This is a genomic window from [Mycoplasma] gypis, from assembly GCF_016924775.1.
Classification (GTDB): domain Bacteria; phylum Bacillota_I; class Bacilli_A; order Mycoplasmatales; family Metamycoplasmataceae; genus Metamycoplasma; species Metamycoplasma gypis.
Genome location: NZ_JAFFTD010000003.1, coordinates 109,984 through 130,829 on the forward strand (window position 1 = coordinate 109,984; position 20,846 = coordinate 130,829).

Genomic DNA, 20,846 nt, shown 5'->3' on the forward strand with positions numbered 1-20,846 from the left:
GTACTGCGAAAATAACTGTATATCGGTTATAATTTAATTATTTTATATTACATATAAAACATTTTAAGGAGTATTGATGGCTAATAATAATTGAGCTAAAAAAATTGCACGTTTTAATACAACAAAAGCTGCTCAAAATAAAAAACCACAGCAACAACAAAAAGAAGAAATTGTTGTTAAGAAAAAATGACCAAAAGTTGTTTTAGGACTTGCTATTGTTGGTGTGCTGACTGCAGGTATTGCAATTCCTTTATCAGTAGCGGCTAAAAAAACTCGTGAAGATTTTCCAACATTAAGAAACACTGATAAAGTTTTTACTATTGCTCTTCCTGACGGAAAAGAAATAAATGTAACATATGAAGATCTGCTAAAAAACAACGAAAAATTAAATTCATCAAAACACATATACACAAATATAAGTGATCAAATGGCATTCTATCTATATGAACAAGAATATAAAGCTTCAGCATGATACGAAGCTGTTTATAATGCTAATAAAACCGATGCACAAGCAAAACACTTTAAACTAAGATCTTTAGATGACATTAAAAAATCAAAAACAGATGAGTTAAATAATTTAGAAAATCGTTTCCAAAAACAATTTGGTTATGAAAAATGACAAACACCATTTAAAGAAGAATTGGCTAAAGAACAATATGGTAAATCAAACACTAAAGAAGACGCAATTAACTATTTAGTTGCACAAGAAATTAAAAAAGATGCTTTTAGAAGATATCAAATTGAAATCAATAGTGATTTTACTGTTTCTGAGTTAATTAATGGAATTGTTGCAAACAAAGATGTTAAATATACATACTGAGATTCTAAACAAGCTAAAAATGTTGAAGTTAAAGTCGCAAACAAAGGTGATGTAATTCATTTTGGTAGTGCTGCAAATGATTTACATTTTTTAAAAGCTTCAGGGGACAATGCTAACGTTGTAATTCCACAACAATCATTAGTTTCAAACACACAAGACACAGCTAAAGTGTATGCTTTTACAACTAAATCATTCGTTAATGATCAAAAGGATGCAACAGTTTATGTTGATCAATGATTGGCAACTAAACCTGTTATTTCATCAGAAATAACTTTACCAATGACTCAAAATCAAACCTCAGCTGACCTACCTTTTAAATTTGCAAAAAATGATCTAAAGAAATTACTAGCGTTTACAGACTTTAAAACTGAAAGTGCTTCAGAAATCGATTTACCAATCAATAGATTAAATGACTTTAGTGGTATTAAACCATTTGCTTCAGGAGAAACACTATCAAGTTCACAAAAATTACAAGCTTTAAATGATAGCTTGCTTTTAAGTGTATTAGGTAATGAAAATGCAAGCACATATGGTTCAAATGGTTTTCAATCAATTCAGAATATTTTAAAAGATAAAAAAGCAGAATATTGAACTCCTTATATTTCAATTATTAATAATGACTCATTATTCAAACCGCAAGTAGTTAATGATTTTTATGCACAATTAAAACAAAAAATCATCGAAGTTATTTTCAAAAATTCACCTTCATATGCACAAATTCTTACTCAAGATAAAAAAGCTTGAAGTCAAGAAGAAGTTAAAAAAGCAATTGAAAATAATAAAAAAATTGCAACTTATATTGATGATTTAACAAACTATGATGAATTAATGGGAAATATTTTAAGAGATTTATTAAAAGTTAATGACAGTTATCAAGCTGCAACAGTATATCAATTTGGTGACAATAAAGCTTTCTTGAACACAACAGGATTACATATTTTAAGTACTAAATTCATTAACTCAAGAGAAAACGCATTTAAATTGATTATGTCCGATTTAAATCGTTATGCTAATAATGTTCAAGACTCAAGTCTACAACCTTTATTCAAAGTTAAAGACATGTTTAACACAATGTTTACTGACGATTTTAAAATGTCAAAAATGCTTTCAGATGCAGGATTTGTTGAATATTTAAAAACATTGGACTACAAACCATATTTAAGTACAACAACTCAAAAATACACAGACCAAGATATTAATAGAGCAAAAGATTATTCAAAAAATATATTAAATGAATCAAATAGCCAATTCCTTGTTGGTAAACAAGCACAAATTAAAGAATATGTTGCGCCATTAATTTCAAAAGAATTAAATTCTGATTATGTATATAATGCAAGCGAAAATAAATGATATGTTAAAGGACATGACACAGAAGAATATGTGCGCTTTATCTTTCATGAAATTAAAAACCAATTAAGTCCCAAAGGAGATAAATAATGACTAAAAAACAAAAATTATTTTTTAGCGGTTTAGCGATCACATTAGCTGCTGCTACTCCACTGGCTTTTGTATCATGTAAAAATGATGTGGATTCAAATAAAAGAGGAACTCAAAACGATGTTTTAAATTCTGAAAGTTCAAAAAACATTATTCTGACAACATATGCTAATGCTTTAATTGAAACCTTATATAAAAATGATGTAAGAGCAAACTCAGGATCATTTGTTGATGCCTTATTCGCAAACGAATCGTCAGCTTTTTATAAAGATTTTTCTTCATTATTTAAAATTTATGCTCAAAATAAATTACAAAAAGATGGAATGTTTTTTGTTAATTTAAAGGCTGATTTAGTTAAAAAAGAAGTTGACGTTACAGGATTTAATCCAAATGAATGAGAGATTCCTTCAGATTCAGATATGCAATTTTTATTCAAAAATTCAGCTTTCTTGTCTGAAAATATTCGTTTAGAAATTGAAAAAATGGTTGTTGTTCTTAACTATTTATTAAAAAACCGTTCAGAATTACAAGTTCTTTCAAAAGACAACAACAAAGACAAAGACTTTGAAAAAATGTCAAAAGATTCTTTAAAAAGTCAACAAAAACAAATGTATGAAATGTTAGATTCTTCATCTAATGATTTATATTTAATTAAATATTTATTAGACAATAATTTAGCTCAAAGCTGAAATTATGAACGCAAAGAGGATGTTCAATTATTACAATCACACGCTTTTGTAGACAGTGTTGACACATTTAATTCACTAGCTAACAAACGCGCAGAAGATATACAAACATCTCAAGATTCTAAATTAATTTTAGATTCTAACGATTCAATTGATGTAACAAAATTACTAGGTTATCGTGGAGTTGTAAAATATAACTCAGTAAAACAAAATGACATGAATTATTCAGTAGATGCTTTAAAAAATGCTACACAAGTTGTTAGTGGTTTTGTAGATCCAAAAACAGGAAAAGTGTATTCACAAGATGATTTTGAATTCAGTAAAATTTTATTAAATAAGATTCAAAACACACCTGTTGTAGCTTTAAAAGAAGCTTCTAAATCTAAGACAGCATATGAAGTAAGCGATTTTGAAATTCAAGGTGCTTCATTAAAAGTTGGAACACAAGACACATATGACCAAAATGTTGAATTTAATTCAAAACAATACACAGTTGAGTATAAATTAAAATTATCACCAGTTAAAAACGATAATTTAAGTCGTCTATTTGTAACAATATCAATACCAAATTTAAAATCTAGACTAAGTTATGATTTTGTTACTGAAGTAATATCTAAACAGGCTTCGGTTGCAAAACCAATTGATTCTTCACTTTTACCAACATACGTAAACATTTTTGATGAAACTTCAAAAACATTAAAAGGCGCATACTTAACCAAAATAGTACCTTTAGCTAAAGATGTTACTGAAAACGGAAAAACTAAAAAAGTATTTTCATTAGAAAACACTCCATGAAACAGTAATGAACAAAAAGAATTATTAGCTAAAAACATTATCTTCTTAGATTATCAAGAATTATATAAAACAGCTGCCAAATACTTACAAAAGTTAGGACTTAAAATCTCTAATAGTGACACAGTTGTTAAAAAGGTTCTTTCAGCAGAAGGGTTATTATAATAAAAACTCCATTTTGGAGTTTTTTCTATTTAATTAAATATGGAAACAATCTATCAAGGAGTTGTTGTTAAAAAAATTGAATATGAAGAATACGATGAAATTGTAACTATTCAAACTCTTACTAAAAAGGTGACTTTTATAGCTAAAGGAACACGAAAACTAACCAGCAAAAACCGCTCTAGATTACAAATTTTAAATACTGTAGAATGCGAAATTTTTGAAGCACGTTTAGCAAACAAAATTTCAAAACTAAAACGTGCTGAAATTATTCAAGAATTTAATCCAAAAACAGATATTAATGTGATAAACAATCTAATCCAAATATTTGAACAATTGCCAGATAATTCCTATAATTTTGTTAATACTTATATGAAGTTAATTGCTAATTTTGGATACGGTAATGACTATATTTATTTTGTGTTTCTGTTAGCTAAGCTTCTGGATTCTTTAGGGATAAACCCTAAATATGATGGATGTGTAGAATGTGGTACAAAAAACAATATTGTTGATTTTGAATTTTGAAAAGGTGGTTTTTATTGTGCTAACCATTCCACAAAGAAAAAACCAGATTCTTATTTAACTAGTATTTATTTTTTATCACAAAAACCCATTGATTTTTTTAACAATATCGATTTTAGCTTTTTACAACAAATTTATAAAGAACTTTGAGAATATATAAAACAAAATTCCTATTTGCAATAAATATAATAAAAAACACTGATTACTCAGTGTTTTTTTAGTCAATTTCTTGATATGGCTGCCCTTGTTAGATTCGAACTAACGCATGGCGGTACCAAAAACCGCTGCCTTACCGCTTGGCTAAAGGGCAATATAAATGGTGGGGGGGGAGGGATTCGAACCCCCGAACCGTTAGGAAGTGGGTTACAGCCACCCGCGTTTGGCCGCTTCGCTACCCCCCCATTTACTAAATAGCTTTATTATTATAATAAAAATCCAAAAAAAATCAATATTTTTTTAATAATTTTTTTGTAAATATATCTATAAAAAATAATTTGTAAATAAATTAAAAAAATTATTTGACTTTTAAAAAATATATAGTACAATATTCAATGTAGCAACCACAGAGAAGGTGTCCACCTGAACCCATTCCGAACTCAGCAGTTAAGCCCTTCATCGCCGACAATACCGTATGGGAAGATAGGACGTTGCTTTTTTTATAACTTTTTTCTAAAAATAATAAAATATAAATTAATGAATAAAGAAGAATAATATGAAAAAAGAAAAGAAATTACTTTACTATAATAAATGAATTAGTTTATATGAAACGTCAAAAGGTTTTGTATATGCACAAAGAAAAGGGGTTGATTCCGTTGCTGTACTTTGTTTTAGAAAAAACGTATCAGGACAACGAGAATTTTTAATTCGTTATCAACCAATTCCTGAAGTAAAAGAAAAACAAAAATGAACTGATTGTTTTCCATGTCCTATAACAGGAAGTTGTGAAGATAATGAAGATAGGCTACAAACCGCAATAAGAGAAACAAAAGAAGAAGGTGGATTTGAAGTTACACCGGAAAATCTAATTAAAGAATTTCGTTTTTTGGCCTCAACTCAAAGCAATGAAGTTGTGTATTCATACATTTTTGATGTCACAGGGCTAGAACAAGGCGCTGCACCTGGAGATGGAACAATTTTTGAACAAATTAGTTATAATAAATGACACAGCGAAGCAGAATTGAAAGAAATTTTAAAGCAGACTCCTGTACTTACTTCACTCATTAATTTATATTACAAACTGGACGAAGAATAAAAAGATTAGCTAGCTTTTATGCTAGCTTTTTATTTATTTTGTTTTAACACAAAAAAACTAAAACAATAAATATCTTTTATAATTAAAAAGAATACTGAAAGCACTGCAAAAAATGTTTATATTTTTGAAGTCTTGTTTTATTATTACTCATAAAAACAATTTCTTAAATAATTAAAAATATCAAAGCCGTAAGCCTTGATATTTAAAATGTTTTGAAAAAATTTGTGTTATTTTATTTTATTTTGTTTTAAAGATTTTATTTCCCAATTGAATATATTCATTAATTTTTTGTTCAACGTTTTCAAAGGCTTGTTGATAGATTTCGTCTGAGTATATATCAACACCTGCATTTTTTAAGATGTCAGCAGGTCATAAACTATCACCAGCTGAAAGGAATTTGTTGATATATTCTTCTAGTGCTTTAGCACCTTCTTTTTTAAATTTATTGTAGAATACATTAGCTACAATGTAACCTAATGAATATTTGTAAACATAAAAATTGTAGTAATAATGTGGAACCATTGTTGCGTACACATTTACATAATCTCCAGGTTTAGATTTTTTTCCTGACACTGAATATTCGTTAGCGACTTCAATGTACATTTTTTCGAGATCTTCATAAGTAGCAATTGGTTGTTTTTCATCTAAGGCTTTATATAAATTAAATTCATAATTTGATCATTGTGATTGTCTTATAACAGTACCAGCAAAATCACTAATACTTTCACCTAAAATATAGAATTTTTCTTTATCGCTTTTTGCCTTTTTAATTAAATAATCACTTAACATTAACTCATTGAAAATTGACGCAATTTCAGCTAAAAATATTGGATATTGACTACGACGAATATTTTGATTTAAATCTGAAAAGTATGAATGCATTGAGTGGCCCATCTCATGGCAAAGAGTAGATACACTGTCTAATGAACCATTAAAATTCATTAAAATATATTTTTTATCGATTCCGTAGTGTCCACCAATTGAGTAAGCTCCACCACGTTTATTAGGAACGTTAATAAAATCTACTCAGTTTTCAGACATAGCTTTTACTGCTACATCTTTGTATCTTTTTGGCATTACGTCCATTAAATCAATAAAAATTTGTTTTGCATCTTCAACACTATATTCTGCTTTAAAATCAACTAAATCAAGCATTGAGTCTCATTGTTTACGATCTTTTTTGAATTTAATTTTGAAGTATTTTCGATTAGCTTTACTGAATTTATGGAACATAGGCATATGTTTTTTGACGTTAGAATAAATTGTTTCTAACAATTCTTGTTTAACATTATCAGAAGAAATTAAAGCGCTAACTGAAGAAGGAAACTTTCTAATTGACGCCATTGTTGTATATTCTTTAAAGTGTTGAATCAATAAGGCAGCTAAACTTTGGCGATGTTTTCAGAAACCAAGTAAATAGTTATTATATGTGCTTTTACGTGTTTGTTCATCCTTTGATTTTAATAAACTAATTCTAGTACCATCAGTAATTTTTTGTTTTTTACCTTTTGAACTTATTGCATAACCAAAATCAATTTCTGAAGAATCTAAGATTGAAAAGATTCGGTAAGGACTTGGATTTCCACTAGCCGCTTCGTTTAGAAATTGTTCAACTTCAGGATTTAATTTGTGTTCAAGATTATTTAATACTTTTTCGAAGTCTTTTTTTACATTTTTAAATTCAGGTAAATCTTTTCATGCTTGCAGTTTATCTTTATTTGCTTCAAGTCGGTTTACTTCAGAACCCAGTCTAATATTGAATTCATTATCTTTATTTTCGAACTCAACAATTAATTTATTAATTTCTGGGTCGACTGTATTGATGTTTAGTTTGTTACTTAAGTAATTTTCAATCTTAAAAGCAACAAGTGTTCTTTTATCTTCTAATTCGATAAATTTTAAATATTCTTCTTTTGAATTATATTTTGAATCTTTAATTTCAATTTCTTTTTCAAACAATTCAAAATATTCTTCTTGAAGTTTTTCTAAGCTTGTGTTTTTTAAAATATCTTCTAAATCTCATTTATATTCAGAAGGTACTTCTTTATATGAATTATATTTTTTCATTATTCTCCCTTTTCAATTTTTATTAATGATTCTACATCAACGTTTAATCTTTGTCTTGCATCAAAGCCGTCTAATTCCATTAAAACAACAACCCTTAAAACTTCCACTTTTTCACGGTGAAGTAATTTAATAATTGCTTCCAGAGTTCCACCAGTTGCTAGAACATCATCAATAATAACTGCTTTTTGTCCTGGTTTAGTAATTCCATCTTGAATTTCTAAAACGTTTCTTCCGTATTCAAGTCCATAGTCACATGAAAGAACAGGTCCTGGTAATTTACCTTTTTTTCTAACCATAATAAATAATAAATATGAAATGTCTTTGAAAACAATCCCTGGTGTAGGGAAATCATAAACAGTTCTAATAAGTTTTTTTAATTCTGTATTATCCATAACAATAATATTGTATATTATTTACTTTTAAATAAAAGCATATAAAAACCTCCACTAGGGAAGTTTAAAATAAGAGATTTAATTTTCTTCGTTGAAATTAAACCTATTTTTTTTACGTCTAAACAAGAAATATATTGTTGCAATCAACAGTGAGCCTAAATATGAAACAATAACAATTGTATTTGTGATTGTTCAAGGCATGCCCACTAAAAATGGAAATAGATAAACCAAACTTGAAACAATTATTATTATTGATGCCAAATAGTATAAAATTTGTTCCCAGATTGGAATCTTTTCAATAACTTTCATTTTTTGAAGTTTGAAGAGAGTAACGAAAGCAAGAATATATTGCATTAAGAAAGCAATTGTACCCATATTAATAACATCATTGAAAATTGATTTATTTAGATGTAGTATTTCTGGTAAAAGTGTAAAAATAATCATTGCAACAATAGTTAATAGTGCATTAGCTAAAATTGCATTACGGTGACGCCCATATTTATTGGTCTTTGTTAAGAATTTTGGTGCAAAACCAATGTTAGCTAATCCGACTAGTGCTGCTGGGTAAGTCAATGAACTTGTTAGGGTACTTGATAAGTTATAGAAAAATAAGTAGAAACTAAAAGCAACAATACCAAAAATACCCATTGAATTTTTATAAATACTGTAAAAACCATTGTTTAAGGCGATTAAATCAGTTTTTAAAAATAAAATGTAACCCAATGTATAAAACCCAACAATGACTAAAAGACTAGTAATTAATACTTTTCTAAAATTTTTAAATTTAACATCATGAGCAATATTGGGAACAGTTTCAATTCCTCCAAAAGCAAACATAAAGAAAATAATATTACTAAAAATTACATAAGAATTTACTTTTGATGCATTAATAAAATTATCACTAACACTGTTTGTGTTTTGGGTAACTAAATAAATCAAACCACCAAAACCTAAAATAAGAGTTATTCATTTTATTGCTGCGGTTGAAAAAATTAATCATTTTGATAATTTCATTTTAAGAGTAGAAATCAAAACTAATACTGTAAAAAATGCAATAGATACACCTCTTACACTTCATAAAGTTGTATTGTTTTCAGTCAAGTTACTTGCTATTTTAACTAAAAATAAAGGTCCAGTAGCTGCAAATAGAGGGGCTTGAATATACTGATTAAAACCAGTAAAAAAAGCAAGATAAGTCTTTTTGGTTTTTTTAGCATAAGCTAAAGAACCACCAACTTCATTTGGAAAACGATTGACTAACCTTGAAAAGGCAAAAGCAGTTGCAGTTGCAATTAAGGTGGTGGCAAATAAAATTAAAAGTCCTCAGTAACCTACCTTTACGATATCCATAATAGTGGCAACAAAACCAAATCCTATTACATAATTAATAGCAAGTAAAGTAAATGTTTTTTCATTAAATGTTTTTTTCATCTGTTCTATTATAAATGGAAAAAGTTGTTTTTTACTGAAAAAAATACATAAAAATGTTTTTTTACATTTATTTATACTTTTTTTATGTTGCATGTTTATTACAAAAAGTGTTAAACTTATAGATAAACAGTTCATAATAATTATCATTTTTCTTTTTTGTATATTTTTATTAATGAGTGCTTCGTACAATTATTAAAATAGGTTATAAAATGCTATTGTTAACTTATAAAGATACTTTCTTTGTTGCCGCAATAAAGCAATAAACACTAATTTTATTAGAAAAAACACTTGTACAATGTACAAAGATGTTTTTTTATATTAACTTTTTTATTCAAAAATATTAATTTTAAAATCTCAAATATTATAGTTTTTTGGACTTTGAATATGACTTTTCAATATTTTTGTTGCACTTCTTTTTTAAATAAATCATGAACTTGTTTGTTTTTCTCGCGGAAGTCTTTAGCACTGCTTCGGGGTTTAAATTTATCATTCAATGAAAAATATTCAACTGTTTCATATTTTAGAAATTGATTTTTTTTGTAATTTAGGTATTGCTATTCAGAACACGCCATATCTAAAAATAGTTTTTCAGTAATATGGAATAATTCCACCCGCTGTATCATAATTAAAACAAAATTTATTATTCATTATATTTATATTTTCCAATCCCTTATCAGTAACTGAAATATCTAGATATTTTGCGTCTCAACTACCTGAAAGGAATAAATTATATTTACTAAAAAACTAATTATCAAATTGTTGCAAATTGAAAACAAGCAGAAATATAAATTTTTTTGAATATTTACCGAAAGTATCTTCTAAATACTTAGCGACATCTTTCCGTAACTCATCTTTATTGGTGTATACATATTGTAGAAATAATTGTTTATTAGGACTGTTAGAATAATCCATAATATCATCATAGTCAAGTAAAACTCCCGCTTCAACATTAACCGTTTCTATTTTTTTATCAAACGACGATTCTATAGTTTTGTCAGAAGCAGTTTCTGTATTTTTGTCATGGTATGTTTCAAAACTTTCACCTAGAGAATGTTCTTTTGCTTTTACGATTTTTGTCGATTGATTGCATGATGCAGCCAATAAGGGAGTTATCATTAGAACGAGTGAAATTCTTAGAATTTTTTTAAATCACAATATAATTAATTATTCCTAAACGATCGTAATTATCGGGTTTGTAAAAAGTGTTATTTATTACTTGTTCTAAATATTTTTGTATTTTTATGTATTAAAATTCAAAAAAACTTTGTTTGATAGCAAAACTCAAGATTTATTTTTTACATCTATTATTTGATAATGTTTTTTAAACCTCAACAAAAAAAGTGCATTATGAATTGTGAAAATTTAAATTTCTTTTTAAATTAAGCTAATAATTTTTCAATTTCAATTTTTCAGTTTTTATTCAGACAAGAAAAAATATATAGCTAAAAATATTCTTTTTATTTATTTGTCAACGTATTTTTAAAAATAAAGCTAGATAACTATTTTAGGTGACTAAATTTATAAAAAACACACTCTTTTTGAGAATGTGTTCACAAAATTAATATACTTTAGTTTTGAAACATATAACAAATTTTGTGTATTTGTTTTAAAGAAATGAAATTACAAACAAAACTATAAAGAGATAGTAAATGTCTCGATGTTTCGTTTTCTGTGCTTAAGCTTATAATTTCTTTAAAGATTTTATGGATTGATTGAAGTCTTTTGCTGTTTTATATTTACAAATTCATTCGTTTTTAAAAACATCAAAAGCACAAAAGTTTGCTGTTTTTGGTTTAACTCTTTCAATCAATCCATAATATTGAGGTTTATTTTTTTCGTGTCTAATTTGTTGAGATCAAATTTTGTAGGTTGCACCTTCGTACTCGAAAAGTTTTCTTTGCTTTGGACTAGTAAGCTTTTGAAGAAATTCGTAGGTTTTTGTGCTAACAATCATTTTATTGATTTTGTGAGTTGAAGCGATTCCTCTTTTTTCTTTATCTAAAACGCTTACTTCCTTTCAAGTATTTTTGTCGGTGAATACATATGGATTGTCTAAAAAGTCATAACTAATTACTTTTTGAAGCTGATCGTTTTTTGCTTTTTTCGGAGTTTTATTTTTTAATTCTTTAGCTAAGGCAATATATCCTTCACTTTGACGAAGTTGTTTACCAAATTCTTTTTGAGTGCAAGAATCAGAGCTTCAGGTTTTAGTTAAAGGATTGTATCAATTAAAGTTTTTTCCATTTTGTCGTTTCAAGATGAAAAAGACGTTATTTTGATTATACAATTCAGAATTGATTGAAAACTTGTAGTTTTTGTAACTAAAACTTTTATTTTTAAATAAGTGTGCGTTTTCTTTTCTAACGATAACAGTACTTAATTGTTTAATTACTGAATAGTTTTTTTTGTTACAATTTCCACTTAGAACAATTTCTGTTCATGAAGATTTATCATTTGCATCATAAGAGTCTTCTAAGACGTCTTTAGAATCTTTAGAGACACTTAAATGCGAGTTTTGTTTAATTGTATCTTGCGAAGTGATTAGCTGAGTTGATTCAGGCACATAATCTTCATTGGTGTTTTGTTGTTTTCAAGATTCGTATGTTTCAAGATGCTCCGCATAACTCGCTTCCACTTCATCAAGTGTTTGCCACTTGTATGTTAAAGTATTGAAATATTCAAAAGATCGAAAATTATTTTTAGACTGTCTTTGAATTATTCCATAAATCTTGTCTTTATAACGATTAGGTAAAACAGTGTAGAAATACTTTTCATCATTGTACTGAAGCTTTTCAGCCATATCTAAATTGTTTTTTACACCCACGATAGTTTGGTTAATGAATAAAGATTCACTTCCACCTCTTGCTTTTGGAAATATATGGTGGATATTTCATGAGTGAGGGTGATCTTTTTGGTTATAGTAATCCATATGAATTTCTTGACCGAAAAAATCTTTTCGTTTTTTGAAAAAGTTTTCGATTAATGCATCCTTTTTATTGGTGAGCATTTTTTTCCTTTCTCATCTTAATTTTAATTTTTTCATAAAAAAAAGCAAATCTTTTGATTCACTTTCTTTATTTTTATAGAAATTCTCGCATTTTTTGAACAAATTCATCATATTGTTCAAGTCAAATTGAGTGTCCTGCTTGTAAAAAGCGATAAACAATAACGTCTTTATTTAAAGAGTGATAGTATTCAGCAATATTTTTGTAATCAATAATACCATCATAAGCACCAATAAATAAACCAACAGGCATTTTTGCGTTTTTAATTCCATAATCAATTGCATCCATATTTACTAATTCAGGTAGTTTATGTCCTAAATCGTAAACAAAGTCCAATTTGTTTTTATTTTCTCTTAAATATTTTTCAACTCTAGAAACAATATCTTTATTATTTAGAATGTAATCAGGTTTATAGTAGCAAAGATTTACTAATTTTTTTCAATCTTCAACATTTCTAGGAAAGAAACATTCTTCAAATTCATCCATTCTTACTCTTCCTGAACGAGACATGGGTCCAATTAAAGCAATTTTTTGAATTCTAGGAGCTAGTTCTTTAATGCTTGCCATTGCAATTCCCCCACCCATTGAATGCCCAATTAAATAAAGATTGTTAATATCTAGCTCTTTAATTCAAACATGAAAAATATCAACAAATTCAAGAAAATTCATTAATTCTTTTTTTTCTTCTGAACCACCATGGGCTGGCATGTTAAGTCCATAAATATTGTATTCATCTTTAAATTCTTCAATTAATTGATTGAAAAAATTAAATTCTGAAGAAAAACCATGAAGAAAAACAAGGTTTTTTTCTTTATTACTATCAAGTTGTAAATATTGAAGTTTGGTATTTTTATAAATAAATTCTTTTATCATTTTTTCTCCTTAATAAAAATCAATTACTTTGGCAATTTCAATTGCTAAAAATTGATTTATAACCAAAAATACAAATAAATATAATGTTGGGAATAAGATTTGAAAGATGTTCTTGCTACGATCAGGTCAATTTTCTTTAAATAAAGATACTAAGTTTCAGTCAATATTATAGCCCAAGAAACTAATGGTTGCAATTAAGAAAATGATGTAACCTATTCTTCTTGCAAATAGTATTAATATTCTTCCAAAAATTGCAGGAATAACGTGACGAATAATGATTCTAAAAGAAGAAACATTGATAGATTTTAAAGCAAGAATATAGTCTTTTTTATATTCATCTGCGGCATATGTGTGTGCTCAATAACTTAATCTTACAAAACCTGTTACAAATATCATAACAATTACAGATCATAAAGAACCAAAAGATACCAAAACGACAAGAATATATATGATGTCAGGGATTGTAATGAACGAACCACTTAATTTTATAAAAAAGTTTGTTAAGTTATTTTGTTTAGATGCTAATCATGTACCAAAAAACAGTCCAAATAGCATTTCCAATGTAAATAACACTATTGAAGATCCTACAGAGTAGAAAAATAACTGTAATGTATTTACCAAAACATCTTTTCCACTTGAATCTGTTCCTAATAAAGCGATATTACCATTTGAAAATTTTTGAATATATTCAAGAATATTAAATTGAATTTGTGGAACCAAAGAATCTCTTACAATTTCATAGTGAATTTTGGGTTCACTATTTAAACCTAAAAGAATTTTTTTATAAATAATATCATTAGGATTTATAAGTATTTTAATTTGTGAATTGTGTGAATTACTAAATCATGGAACAACATTTTGATCTAAATTAATGTTGTGTAGATTTTTATATGGTTGTGTAGTTCAAAAAAACGAAATCAGTGAAAAAATAATAAGTAACAGTCAAATTATCATTAATGTTACTCCAATTCAATTACTGAAGAAACGTTTGAAGGAATTAGTTTTTTTTGTAAGTACACTAATTTTATTTTTGTTTTCTTTTACAAAAGAAAAACTATGTTTTTGAGTTTCTAACATGCTTTATCCCTTCCGTAAGGATCAATAACTTTTTTAATAACTTCAGTTATAAAATAAGTGACTAAATAAACAAATGAAAGAAACATGATTAAGAAACAAATTGGTTCGTTTTCATAAGCAAAAATTATTTGGTATAAATATCTTCAAGTACCACTTACACCATAATACACTTCTAAGAAAATACTTGATACAAAAAGTGAAATTATTGATAAAGGGATTAGAGTGAGTACGGGAGATATTGAATTTTTTATGACAACTTTAAAAAATCTTTGTGTTGTTGAATAACCAATTGTTTTTGAAATTATGTAGTATTGAGTAGATACAACTTTTTTTACTTCATTTCGTGCAATTTGTACAGTTGATGACATGCTAATAAGCACTAAAGAAATAATAGGTAAAATCCAAGTCGAATATTTTTTTTCATTAAACTCAACGATATTACCAGTTGAAGAATAAATAAGATTAATAATAGGTATCAAAATTAAAACTGATATAGAAATAAAAATTATTACAAATCAGTTAATAATATAGTCTCAAAAAGTTCCGTTTTTGTATCCAGCAAAAACTCCCAACAAATAACCAAGAAAAAAACTGAAAAGCAAAGAAATTAGACCAATGATATAACTATATTTGTTTCTTTGGATAAAGTAATAAGAAGGAATAGTATCTTGAATACTTTGAATTCCTAAAGAGCTATCTACATGTGAAAAAGGAAGAAAATTTACACTAAAGAATCTGAGAAAGAAGTCTCAGATTCTGTGTAAAACAGGTTTGTTTATTCCATATTTTTCGTAAGCGTTATCTAACAATTCTTTTGTTGCTCCACTAATATCACCGTTTTGCATCTTCTGATAGTAAAGTGGCAAGGGGTGAAGAATAGTCAGAATTGTAAATATTAATACATTAATTAAAACTAAAACTAAAAAACTTATTAATATTTTTTTAAATAAAAATCAGAATACACTATTTTGTAATTTTGAAATCTTGAGCATAGATAATATCGTCCAGAGCAGCGGGAATGTCTAAATGTTTTTTTGTAACTTTATAGTCAAATGTGCTTAGAGAAGGTATTCATTTTTCAAGATTTATATCAAATGATCTTCATGTGTTTAATTCACGTAATAAATTAATCAATGTTTCATTATCTACTGTTTTTAGGTAAGTTCTTGCAAACCTTGAAGCTTCTGCAATATTATCGATTGTAAAGATACCTTTTTTTGGTGAATATTCATAACCAATACCACCTAATCCTGCAAATTTAAACGCTTGAAGATTTGAGTCATATATTCCACGTAAATATAGGTTTCTTTCTTCATATGAGTTAAATTTATTAAAATCATCTCATGTTATTTTACGTCATGGATATGTTTCATTATTTTGAGAATCAGAACTAGGATCATAAATTTCATTCATCAAGAATTTCTTATTTTCGAACATTTCTTTTAATTTTTTAGCATAGCCTGTCAACGCAGGAAATTCTCTTGCCAATTTATCATCAGAATTTAAATTTCCAAATTTTTGTAATAATGGAAACATTGAAATTCCAATAGCATGAGTAATTTTATCTAGATATGAAGCAAGTGAATCGTCTTCATAAGAAAGAATTAAATCTTGTGAAATTGAGTTATTTCCGTTTGCGTTATCTTTTCCAAAAACTTTAACAATTTGTTCAGGGGTTTCTAATTCAATAAATTCAGGTTTTAAATAAGGTGATAAGCGACCGATTGTTTTTACGATATTTTGATACACTTCACGTTTTTTATCATCTAAAACTTCATGGTTATAAATTGTTCATCTAACAGATAAGTTTTCAGGATTATCACCATAATTTTCATCAGCATAATCTATAAGTAGTTTTCTCATTGCATCAGCTAGTGTTGCAAAATATGGAGAACTATAAGGATTTTCTGGTTCTTCTTGATCTGGCTGTCCTTTATCAATAATATTTCCATTGTGATCGATAACGATTAAATCATTAATGATATCTTTACCATCTCTTGGTGTTTTATATTTTGATGTTTCTTGATCATTTCCACCAAGTTTTGCATCAGGAGCAGCACCATTAAGTCATAACTCTTGAATTGAGTTAGGGTTTAATTTTGACATTACATATTCTCAGTTGATTGCAGCATTGATAATTGATCTAAATGCTACTGATCGATTAGAAAATACACCACTTGAAATTGAGTCAAAACCTTGTTGGTTTATTGTATCACCTTTGAACCCTTTTTGAATTTGTTCAATTGAAGCGCCGTAAACGATTTTTGCATAATCATCATTGTAGAATTTTGAATAATTTACGTCATTAAATACAAATTTACCATTAACAAAGTTAACAACTGCTCTTGGTGCAGGAATAACATTAAAAGCAGTTGAAGTTGTTGTTTTTGTTTTTAGGAAGTTTTTGTATTTTAGAAGATTTAAATTATTTCTATTTTTTTCAACAAAATCTTTGTTATTTTGATCTAAATCAAGAAAACTTCATACTGAGTTTTGTCCATTTTTAAAGTTTTGGAAATCAGTACTTTGGTCATTTGAATTTGCTTTAATTATAACTTTTTTAATTGAAGTATTTGAGTTTACTCAGTCTTTATCTCAGTATTCAGGGTTTTGTTTTAAAACTATTTTATTTTCGTTAGATTCATCAGCACTTGGATAATAAGCTCCAGCATAAAGATTTTGTGTGTAAAAGTTTGTACCGTAGTAATATAAACCTATTTGGTGAACAATTCCTTTTCCATATTCTGGAAGTTCTTTTGTAACGGTTGTATCACCTTCTTTTACTTGGTATGTAAATGTTGTATTATATTCAGGCTGTTGTGCAAGATAATCAATATATTGACTAGGTGCTGCGGCATATAATAAAGATTTTGTAAGCAGTAGTTCTCAGTATTTTTCAAAGTTTGCGAAATCTTTGTAAGTATTATCACGATTAAAAACAAGTTCATTGTTTTTTACGGCATTTATTGGTGTTAGACTTTCTTTATCAAATTCTCTGAATTGTTCCGAACTCAGTCCATTAATTTCGAATAATTGGTTGTGTGTAAATAATTGAGAACCAAATCTAACATTTTTATTGATTTTTAATTTCTCAATAATGTGTGCATCCATCTTTTTAGCTTCTTCTGTAGTTCCGTTATAGCCGGCTTCTTGACGTTGGAAACGCCCTAAGAAATATGAACGTAAGTATGAATATCAAAAGTCTTTTGCTTGTACTTTATAAGGTGTCTTATTTCCGTGAGCATCCACTCAGTAAACATCATCCTTAATAGAAATTGACATTTGTATTGCTTGTTTTAGCGCATCTTTAAATTCTTTTGAGTTAATTGATTTTGGATTTGAAGATATTTGCATTTGATATGGTTGTGTCGAAGGTTTTTGAGTTTCGTCGTAAACATCGGTATCAAATGTTTTTGTTGAACCATCTTCTAAAGTTAAGGTTATAGCTTTCGCTAATTCAAATCTATAAGCAATTTTTCCTGGTGTCGAAACTATCCTTGGGTCAATATCGCTATATTTAGGTGATGTGATAGTTTTAATTCTAAATAATTTAGCCGCAACCGATGGGTTGGCGACATCGTTTTGTGGAACTGAGATACTAATCATTGCTGATGTATCTAAATAAAAATTATTAGCTTGCAATGATTGTGATTGGTTAAAGTTAACGGTTTGTAATTTTGCAATTTCTTCTTGCGGAAGAACATCGTTAGATTTTGCTGAATCATCTCTCGTATCAGTAGATTTTGTTGAATCACCATTTGCATCAGATGTTTTTGTTGAATCATCGCTTTTAGCAGGAGATTTTGCTGAATTACCACTTTTATCAGTAGATTTTTCTGAATCTGTGCCGTCACATTGCGCGGCGATAAAAGGCAGCGATACTAATGACGCTGCTGCTAAAATAGATGAAAATACTAATATTTTCTTATTAAGTTTTTTCATTTCTTTTCTCTTTTTTTGTTTTTTTTAATTTTGGTTAGCATTTTAATTATTACATTTTTTTAACAAAACATACGCAAAAACACACTTTTTTTACTTTCTCCTTTTTTTACCATAATAAATATGTTATAAATTACTAGTAAAAAAAGGGGGGATGCGATGGCTTTGTTTAAAAAAGGCGAAATTCATGTAATTGTTGGACCAATGTTTAGCGGTAAAAGTGAAGAATTATTACGTAGAGTACGTAGACTAGAAATTGCTGGATATAACTTACTTTTAGTAAAATCAGTAATTGATACACGTTTTGGAATTGATAAAATTTCTTCGCGAAGTGGAGCAAATCGAAAAACAAACACGGTAAAAAATGCAAACGAAATAAAAACATTGATAACACCAAATATTGATGCGGTTATTATTGATGAAACTCAATTTCTAGGCGATGAAGTCGTGGATGTTTGTGAATGATTGGCAAATAAAGGTTTAATGGTTATTATTAGTGGTCTAGATCAAGATTTCAGACGTAAACCATTTGATAATATGGCAAGATTAATGGCGCTTGCAGAAAACGTAACAAAACTGCAAGCAATTTGTGTAAAATGTAAAAACGATGCTTCTTGTTCATTTCGAACAGTTAATTCAGATGACACAGTTTTAATTGATAACAACAACATTTACGAGGCAAGATGCCGGATTTGTCATATTGCAGGAGAAGAAGCGAAAAAGGCAAAGTAAAAGTCAAAACCTAAGTTTTGACTTTTTAATTATGTTTTTTTGAATTTTTTTCAATACTAAATAAATAGAAAGGAGTTTAAATCTAAAAAATATGTTAATTATAAGAAAAAATGAAGAGAGAAAAAATAACATATATACAAACTTTAATTTAAACAATAAATAAAACTATAAAAATAAGAGTTAAAAATTTGAAAAAAATAAAAAATAATAATCTTTGAAAATTGAAATGTATAAATAAAAATAAAAATAGATATAAATATTAAGATAAAAACAAATATAGAAATATTATATAAAATTTAAGATTTTAAATTTAATTTGATTGAATATAAAAAATTTTAAAAATGATAAAAAAATAATTATATAGGTGTAATTTAATACACTTTTATAGTGAAAAAAGTATAAAAAAATGGGGCGGAAGACGGGAATCGAACCCGCGAATGCTGGAGCCACAACCCAGAGCGTTAGCCACTTCGCCACTTCCGCCATATTAAAGCTTAAAAATTATAACAATTATTTGTTTTTTTTCAAGCATTTAAATAAGTTTATGTGACATTAATTTTGAGCGTACTTATTAACTTTAACTCGTTTTGGTTTTTGATAATTAAATACTAAAACAAATTCGCCTTTAATATTATCCTCTAACTCACTAATTATATCACTTGCAAAACCCCTGTAAAATTTTTCATATTTTTTAGTCATTTCTTTAATTAGAAAAATTTCCGCTCTATTTTGATAATGTTTATCAAAGTCTTCAAGAGTTGCAATTAATTTGTGTGGACTAACATAACAAACGTACACACCGTAATCTAATGTTTCAAAGAAATTCAGTCTTTGTTGACTTTTATCTTTTAAAAATCCAAGAAAAGTAAAAGAAGCACCAAAATTAGATTTAATCAGAGCATGAATTAAAGCAGTAGGCCCACCAATAACATCAACTTCAATATTGCTGTCTTCACATTGCTTAATAACCTCAAAACCAGGATCGCTTATTACAGGCATTCCCGCATCTGAAATAATAGCAACTTCCTTACCGTCCTGAATAAGATTTACAATTTTTTTTGCCATTTCCTTTTCATTAAAATTATGGTAAGAAAGTGTTTTAGTTTTGATTTCATAGTGTTTTAAAAGGACTGAAGAAGTTCTAGTATCTTCGCAAAAAATATAGTCAACATTGTGAAGAGTTTCAACAGCACGATAAGTGATATCTTTTAGATTTCCAATGGGTGTACCAACAATATATAGTTTAGACATTATATAACTCGCTTAATTTAATAAAAAATTCTGATTTTTGAACATTGAAATTAATATTATCTTTTTTAAAGATTTTTTTATATTCTTCAATCAAATTAAAAAAGAGAATTCAATCTTTTTCAGTATTATAAAGATTTTTATTAAGGTTAAAAATAGAACGGAAGAAATTATTTTGGTCAAAAATAATTTCACTATACAATACGCTTAAGAAATTTAAGATGACTAAAGAATTATCCTTATTAAATATATTTACTAATTTTGCAAGGAATTTTTTATCATCAAGACTATTGAAAGCATCAAATATATTTTGAAGATTGTTTTCAGTTTCTTGATTATATTTAGCATTAATGAATTCTTCATCATCGGTTAAATAAGCTCAAAACTCTTTAAACATTGAATTTCTTAATA

The 20,846-nt window shown here is 27.3% G+C and carries 17 protein-coding genes, 3 tRNA genes and 1 rRNA gene; 6 read left to right on the top strand and 15 right to left on the bottom strand.

Features of this window, described 5'->3' with window-relative positions; translation table 4 throughout:
* Nucleotides 1-76: 76 nt before the first annotated feature.
* Genes JV175_RS02855 through recO form a run of 3 tightly spaced genes read left to right on the top strand, consistent with a single transcriptional unit; the run spans nucleotide 77 to nucleotide 4,602 of the window.
* Nucleotides 77-2,257 carry a HinT-interacting membrane complex protein P80 gene (locus JV175_RS02855; RefSeq protein WP_205499432.1) on the top strand — a complete coding sequence of 727 codons (2,181 nt, stop codon included), beginning with the start codon at nucleotides 77-79 and terminating at the stop codon, nucleotides 2,255-2,257.
* Nucleotides 2,257-3,900: a HinT-interacting membrane complex lipoprotein P60 gene (locus JV175_RS02860; protein WP_205499433.1), complete on the top strand. Its 1,644-nt coding sequence runs from the start codon at nucleotides 2,257-2,259 to the stop codon at nucleotides 3,898-3,900. The genes JV175_RS02855 and JV175_RS02860 overlap by 1 nt, the downstream gene beginning before the upstream one ends.
* Nucleotides 3,901-3,939: 39 nt before the next feature.
* Nucleotides 3,940-4,602: a DNA repair protein RecO gene (gene recO / locus JV175_RS02865; protein ID WP_205499434.1), complete on the top strand. Its 663-nt coding sequence runs from the start codon at nucleotides 3,940-3,942 to the stop codon at nucleotides 4,600-4,602.
* Nucleotides 4,603-4,654: 52 nt separating this feature from the next.
* Here the strand turns inward: recO and JV175_RS02870 are convergent.
* Together JV175_RS02870 and JV175_RS02875 are read right to left on the bottom strand one after the other, a co-directional pair.
* Nucleotides 4,655-4,729: transfer RNA gene (locus JV175_RS02870), tRNA-Gln, on the bottom strand.
* 7 nt (nucleotides 4,730-4,736) lie between these two features.
* A tRNA-Tyr gene (locus JV175_RS02875) sits at nucleotides 4,737-4,820 on the bottom strand.
* A 151-nt stretch (nucleotides 4,821-4,971) separates the two neighbouring features.
* Here JV175_RS02875 and rrf point away from each other — a divergent pair.
* Nucleotides 4,972-5,075, top strand: a 5S ribosomal RNA gene (rrf, locus tag JV175_RS02880).
* Nucleotides 5,076-5,131: 56 nt separating this feature from the next.
* Entirely contained in the window at nucleotides 5,132-5,671 is a 540-nt protein-coding gene (locus JV175_RS02885) for an NUDIX hydrolase (RefSeq protein WP_205499435.1), read from the top strand.
* A gap of 237 nt (nucleotides 5,672-5,908) precedes the next feature.
* Here the strand turns inward: JV175_RS02885 and pepF are convergent, their stop codons facing one another.
* The 10 genes from pepF to JV175_RS02935 form a co-directional block, all read right to left on the bottom strand.
* Nucleotides 5,909-7,738: an oligoendopeptidase F gene (gene pepF, locus JV175_RS04425; RefSeq protein ID WP_205499439.1), complete on the bottom strand. Its 1,830-nt coding sequence runs from the start codon at nucleotides 7,736-7,738 to the stop codon at nucleotides 5,909-5,911.
* Nucleotides 7,738-8,130, bottom strand: a complete 393-nt coding sequence (locus JV175_RS02895) for a purine phosphoribosyltransferase family protein (RefSeq protein ID WP_205499441.1) — start codon at nucleotides 8,128-8,130, stop codon at nucleotides 7,738-7,740. Before JV175_RS02895 ends, pepF begins: the two co-directional genes overlap by 1 nt.
* Before the next feature lie 78 nt (nucleotides 8,131-8,208).
* Nucleotides 8,209-9,561 carry an APC family permease gene (locus tag JV175_RS02900; protein WP_205499443.1) on the bottom strand — a complete coding sequence of 451 codons (1,353 nt, stop codon included), beginning with the start codon at nucleotides 9,559-9,561 and terminating at the stop codon, nucleotides 8,209-8,211.
* Nucleotides 9,562-10,044: 483 nt separating this feature from the next.
* Nucleotides 10,045-10,209: a hypothetical protein gene (locus tag JV175_RS02905; protein WP_205499445.1), complete on the bottom strand. Its 165-nt coding sequence runs from the start codon at nucleotides 10,207-10,209 to the stop codon at nucleotides 10,045-10,047.
* A gap of 96 nt (nucleotides 10,210-10,305) precedes the next feature.
* Nucleotides 10,306-10,677 carry a hypothetical protein gene (locus tag JV175_RS02910; protein WP_205499447.1) on the bottom strand — a complete coding sequence of 124 codons (372 nt, stop codon included), beginning with the start codon at nucleotides 10,675-10,677 and terminating at the stop codon, nucleotides 10,306-10,308.
* 565 nt (nucleotides 10,678-11,242) lie between these two features.
* Nucleotides 11,243-12,568 carry a hypothetical protein gene (locus JV175_RS02915; protein ID WP_205499449.1) on the bottom strand — a complete coding sequence of 442 codons (1,326 nt, stop codon included), beginning with the start codon at nucleotides 12,566-12,568 and terminating at the stop codon, nucleotides 11,243-11,245.
* A gap of 73 nt (nucleotides 12,569-12,641) precedes the next feature.
* On the bottom strand, nucleotides 12,642-13,439 hold the full coding sequence (locus JV175_RS02920; protein ID WP_205499451.1) for an alpha/beta fold hydrolase: 798 nt from the start codon (nucleotides 13,437-13,439) through the stop codon (nucleotides 12,642-12,644).
* Nucleotides 13,440-13,448: 9 nt separating this feature from the next.
* A complete protein-coding gene (locus JV175_RS02925) occupies nucleotides 13,449-14,516 on the bottom strand; it encodes an ABC transporter permease subunit (protein WP_205499453.1) in 1,068 nt (355 codons plus the stop codon).
* A complete protein-coding gene (locus JV175_RS02930; RefSeq protein ID WP_205499455.1) occupies nucleotides 14,510-15,508 on the bottom strand; it encodes an ABC transporter permease subunit in 999 nt (332 codons plus the stop codon). Before JV175_RS02930 ends, JV175_RS02925 begins: the two co-directional genes overlap by 7 nt.
* Nucleotides 15,480-18,458 carry an OppA family ABC transporter substrate-binding lipoprotein gene (locus JV175_RS02935; RefSeq protein WP_205499457.1) on the bottom strand — a complete coding sequence of 993 codons (2,979 nt, stop codon included), beginning with the start codon at nucleotides 18,456-18,458 and terminating at the stop codon, nucleotides 15,480-15,482. Before JV175_RS02935 ends, JV175_RS02930 begins: the two co-directional genes overlap by 29 nt.
* Before the next feature lie 156 nt (nucleotides 18,459-18,614).
* Between JV175_RS02935 and JV175_RS02940 the strand changes: the two genes are divergently transcribed.
* Nucleotides 18,615-19,187, top strand: a complete 573-nt coding sequence (locus JV175_RS02940) for a thymidine kinase (protein WP_205499459.1) — start codon at nucleotides 18,615-18,617, stop codon at nucleotides 19,185-19,187.
* Nucleotides 19,188-19,594: 407 nt separating this feature from the next.
* On the opposite strand, the gene JV175_RS02945 is transcribed toward JV175_RS02940, so the two are convergent.
* From JV175_RS02945 to JV175_RS02955, 3 genes are all read right to left on the bottom strand, one after another.
* A tRNA-His gene (locus JV175_RS02945) sits at nucleotides 19,595-19,670 on the bottom strand.
* Between the two features lie 69 nt (nucleotides 19,671-19,739).
* Nucleotides 19,740-20,438 (bottom strand): 16S rRNA (cytidine(1402)-2'-O)-methyltransferase, encoded by a 699-nt coding sequence (rsmI, locus tag JV175_RS02950; RefSeq protein WP_205499461.1) that lies wholly within the window; start codon nucleotides 20,436-20,438, stop codon nucleotides 19,740-19,742.
* A partial coding sequence (locus tag JV175_RS02955) for a hypothetical protein (RefSeq protein ID WP_205499463.1) occupies nucleotides 20,431-20,846 on the bottom strand: 416 nt, incomplete at its 5' end. The genes rsmI and JV175_RS02955, both read right to left, overlap by 8 nt.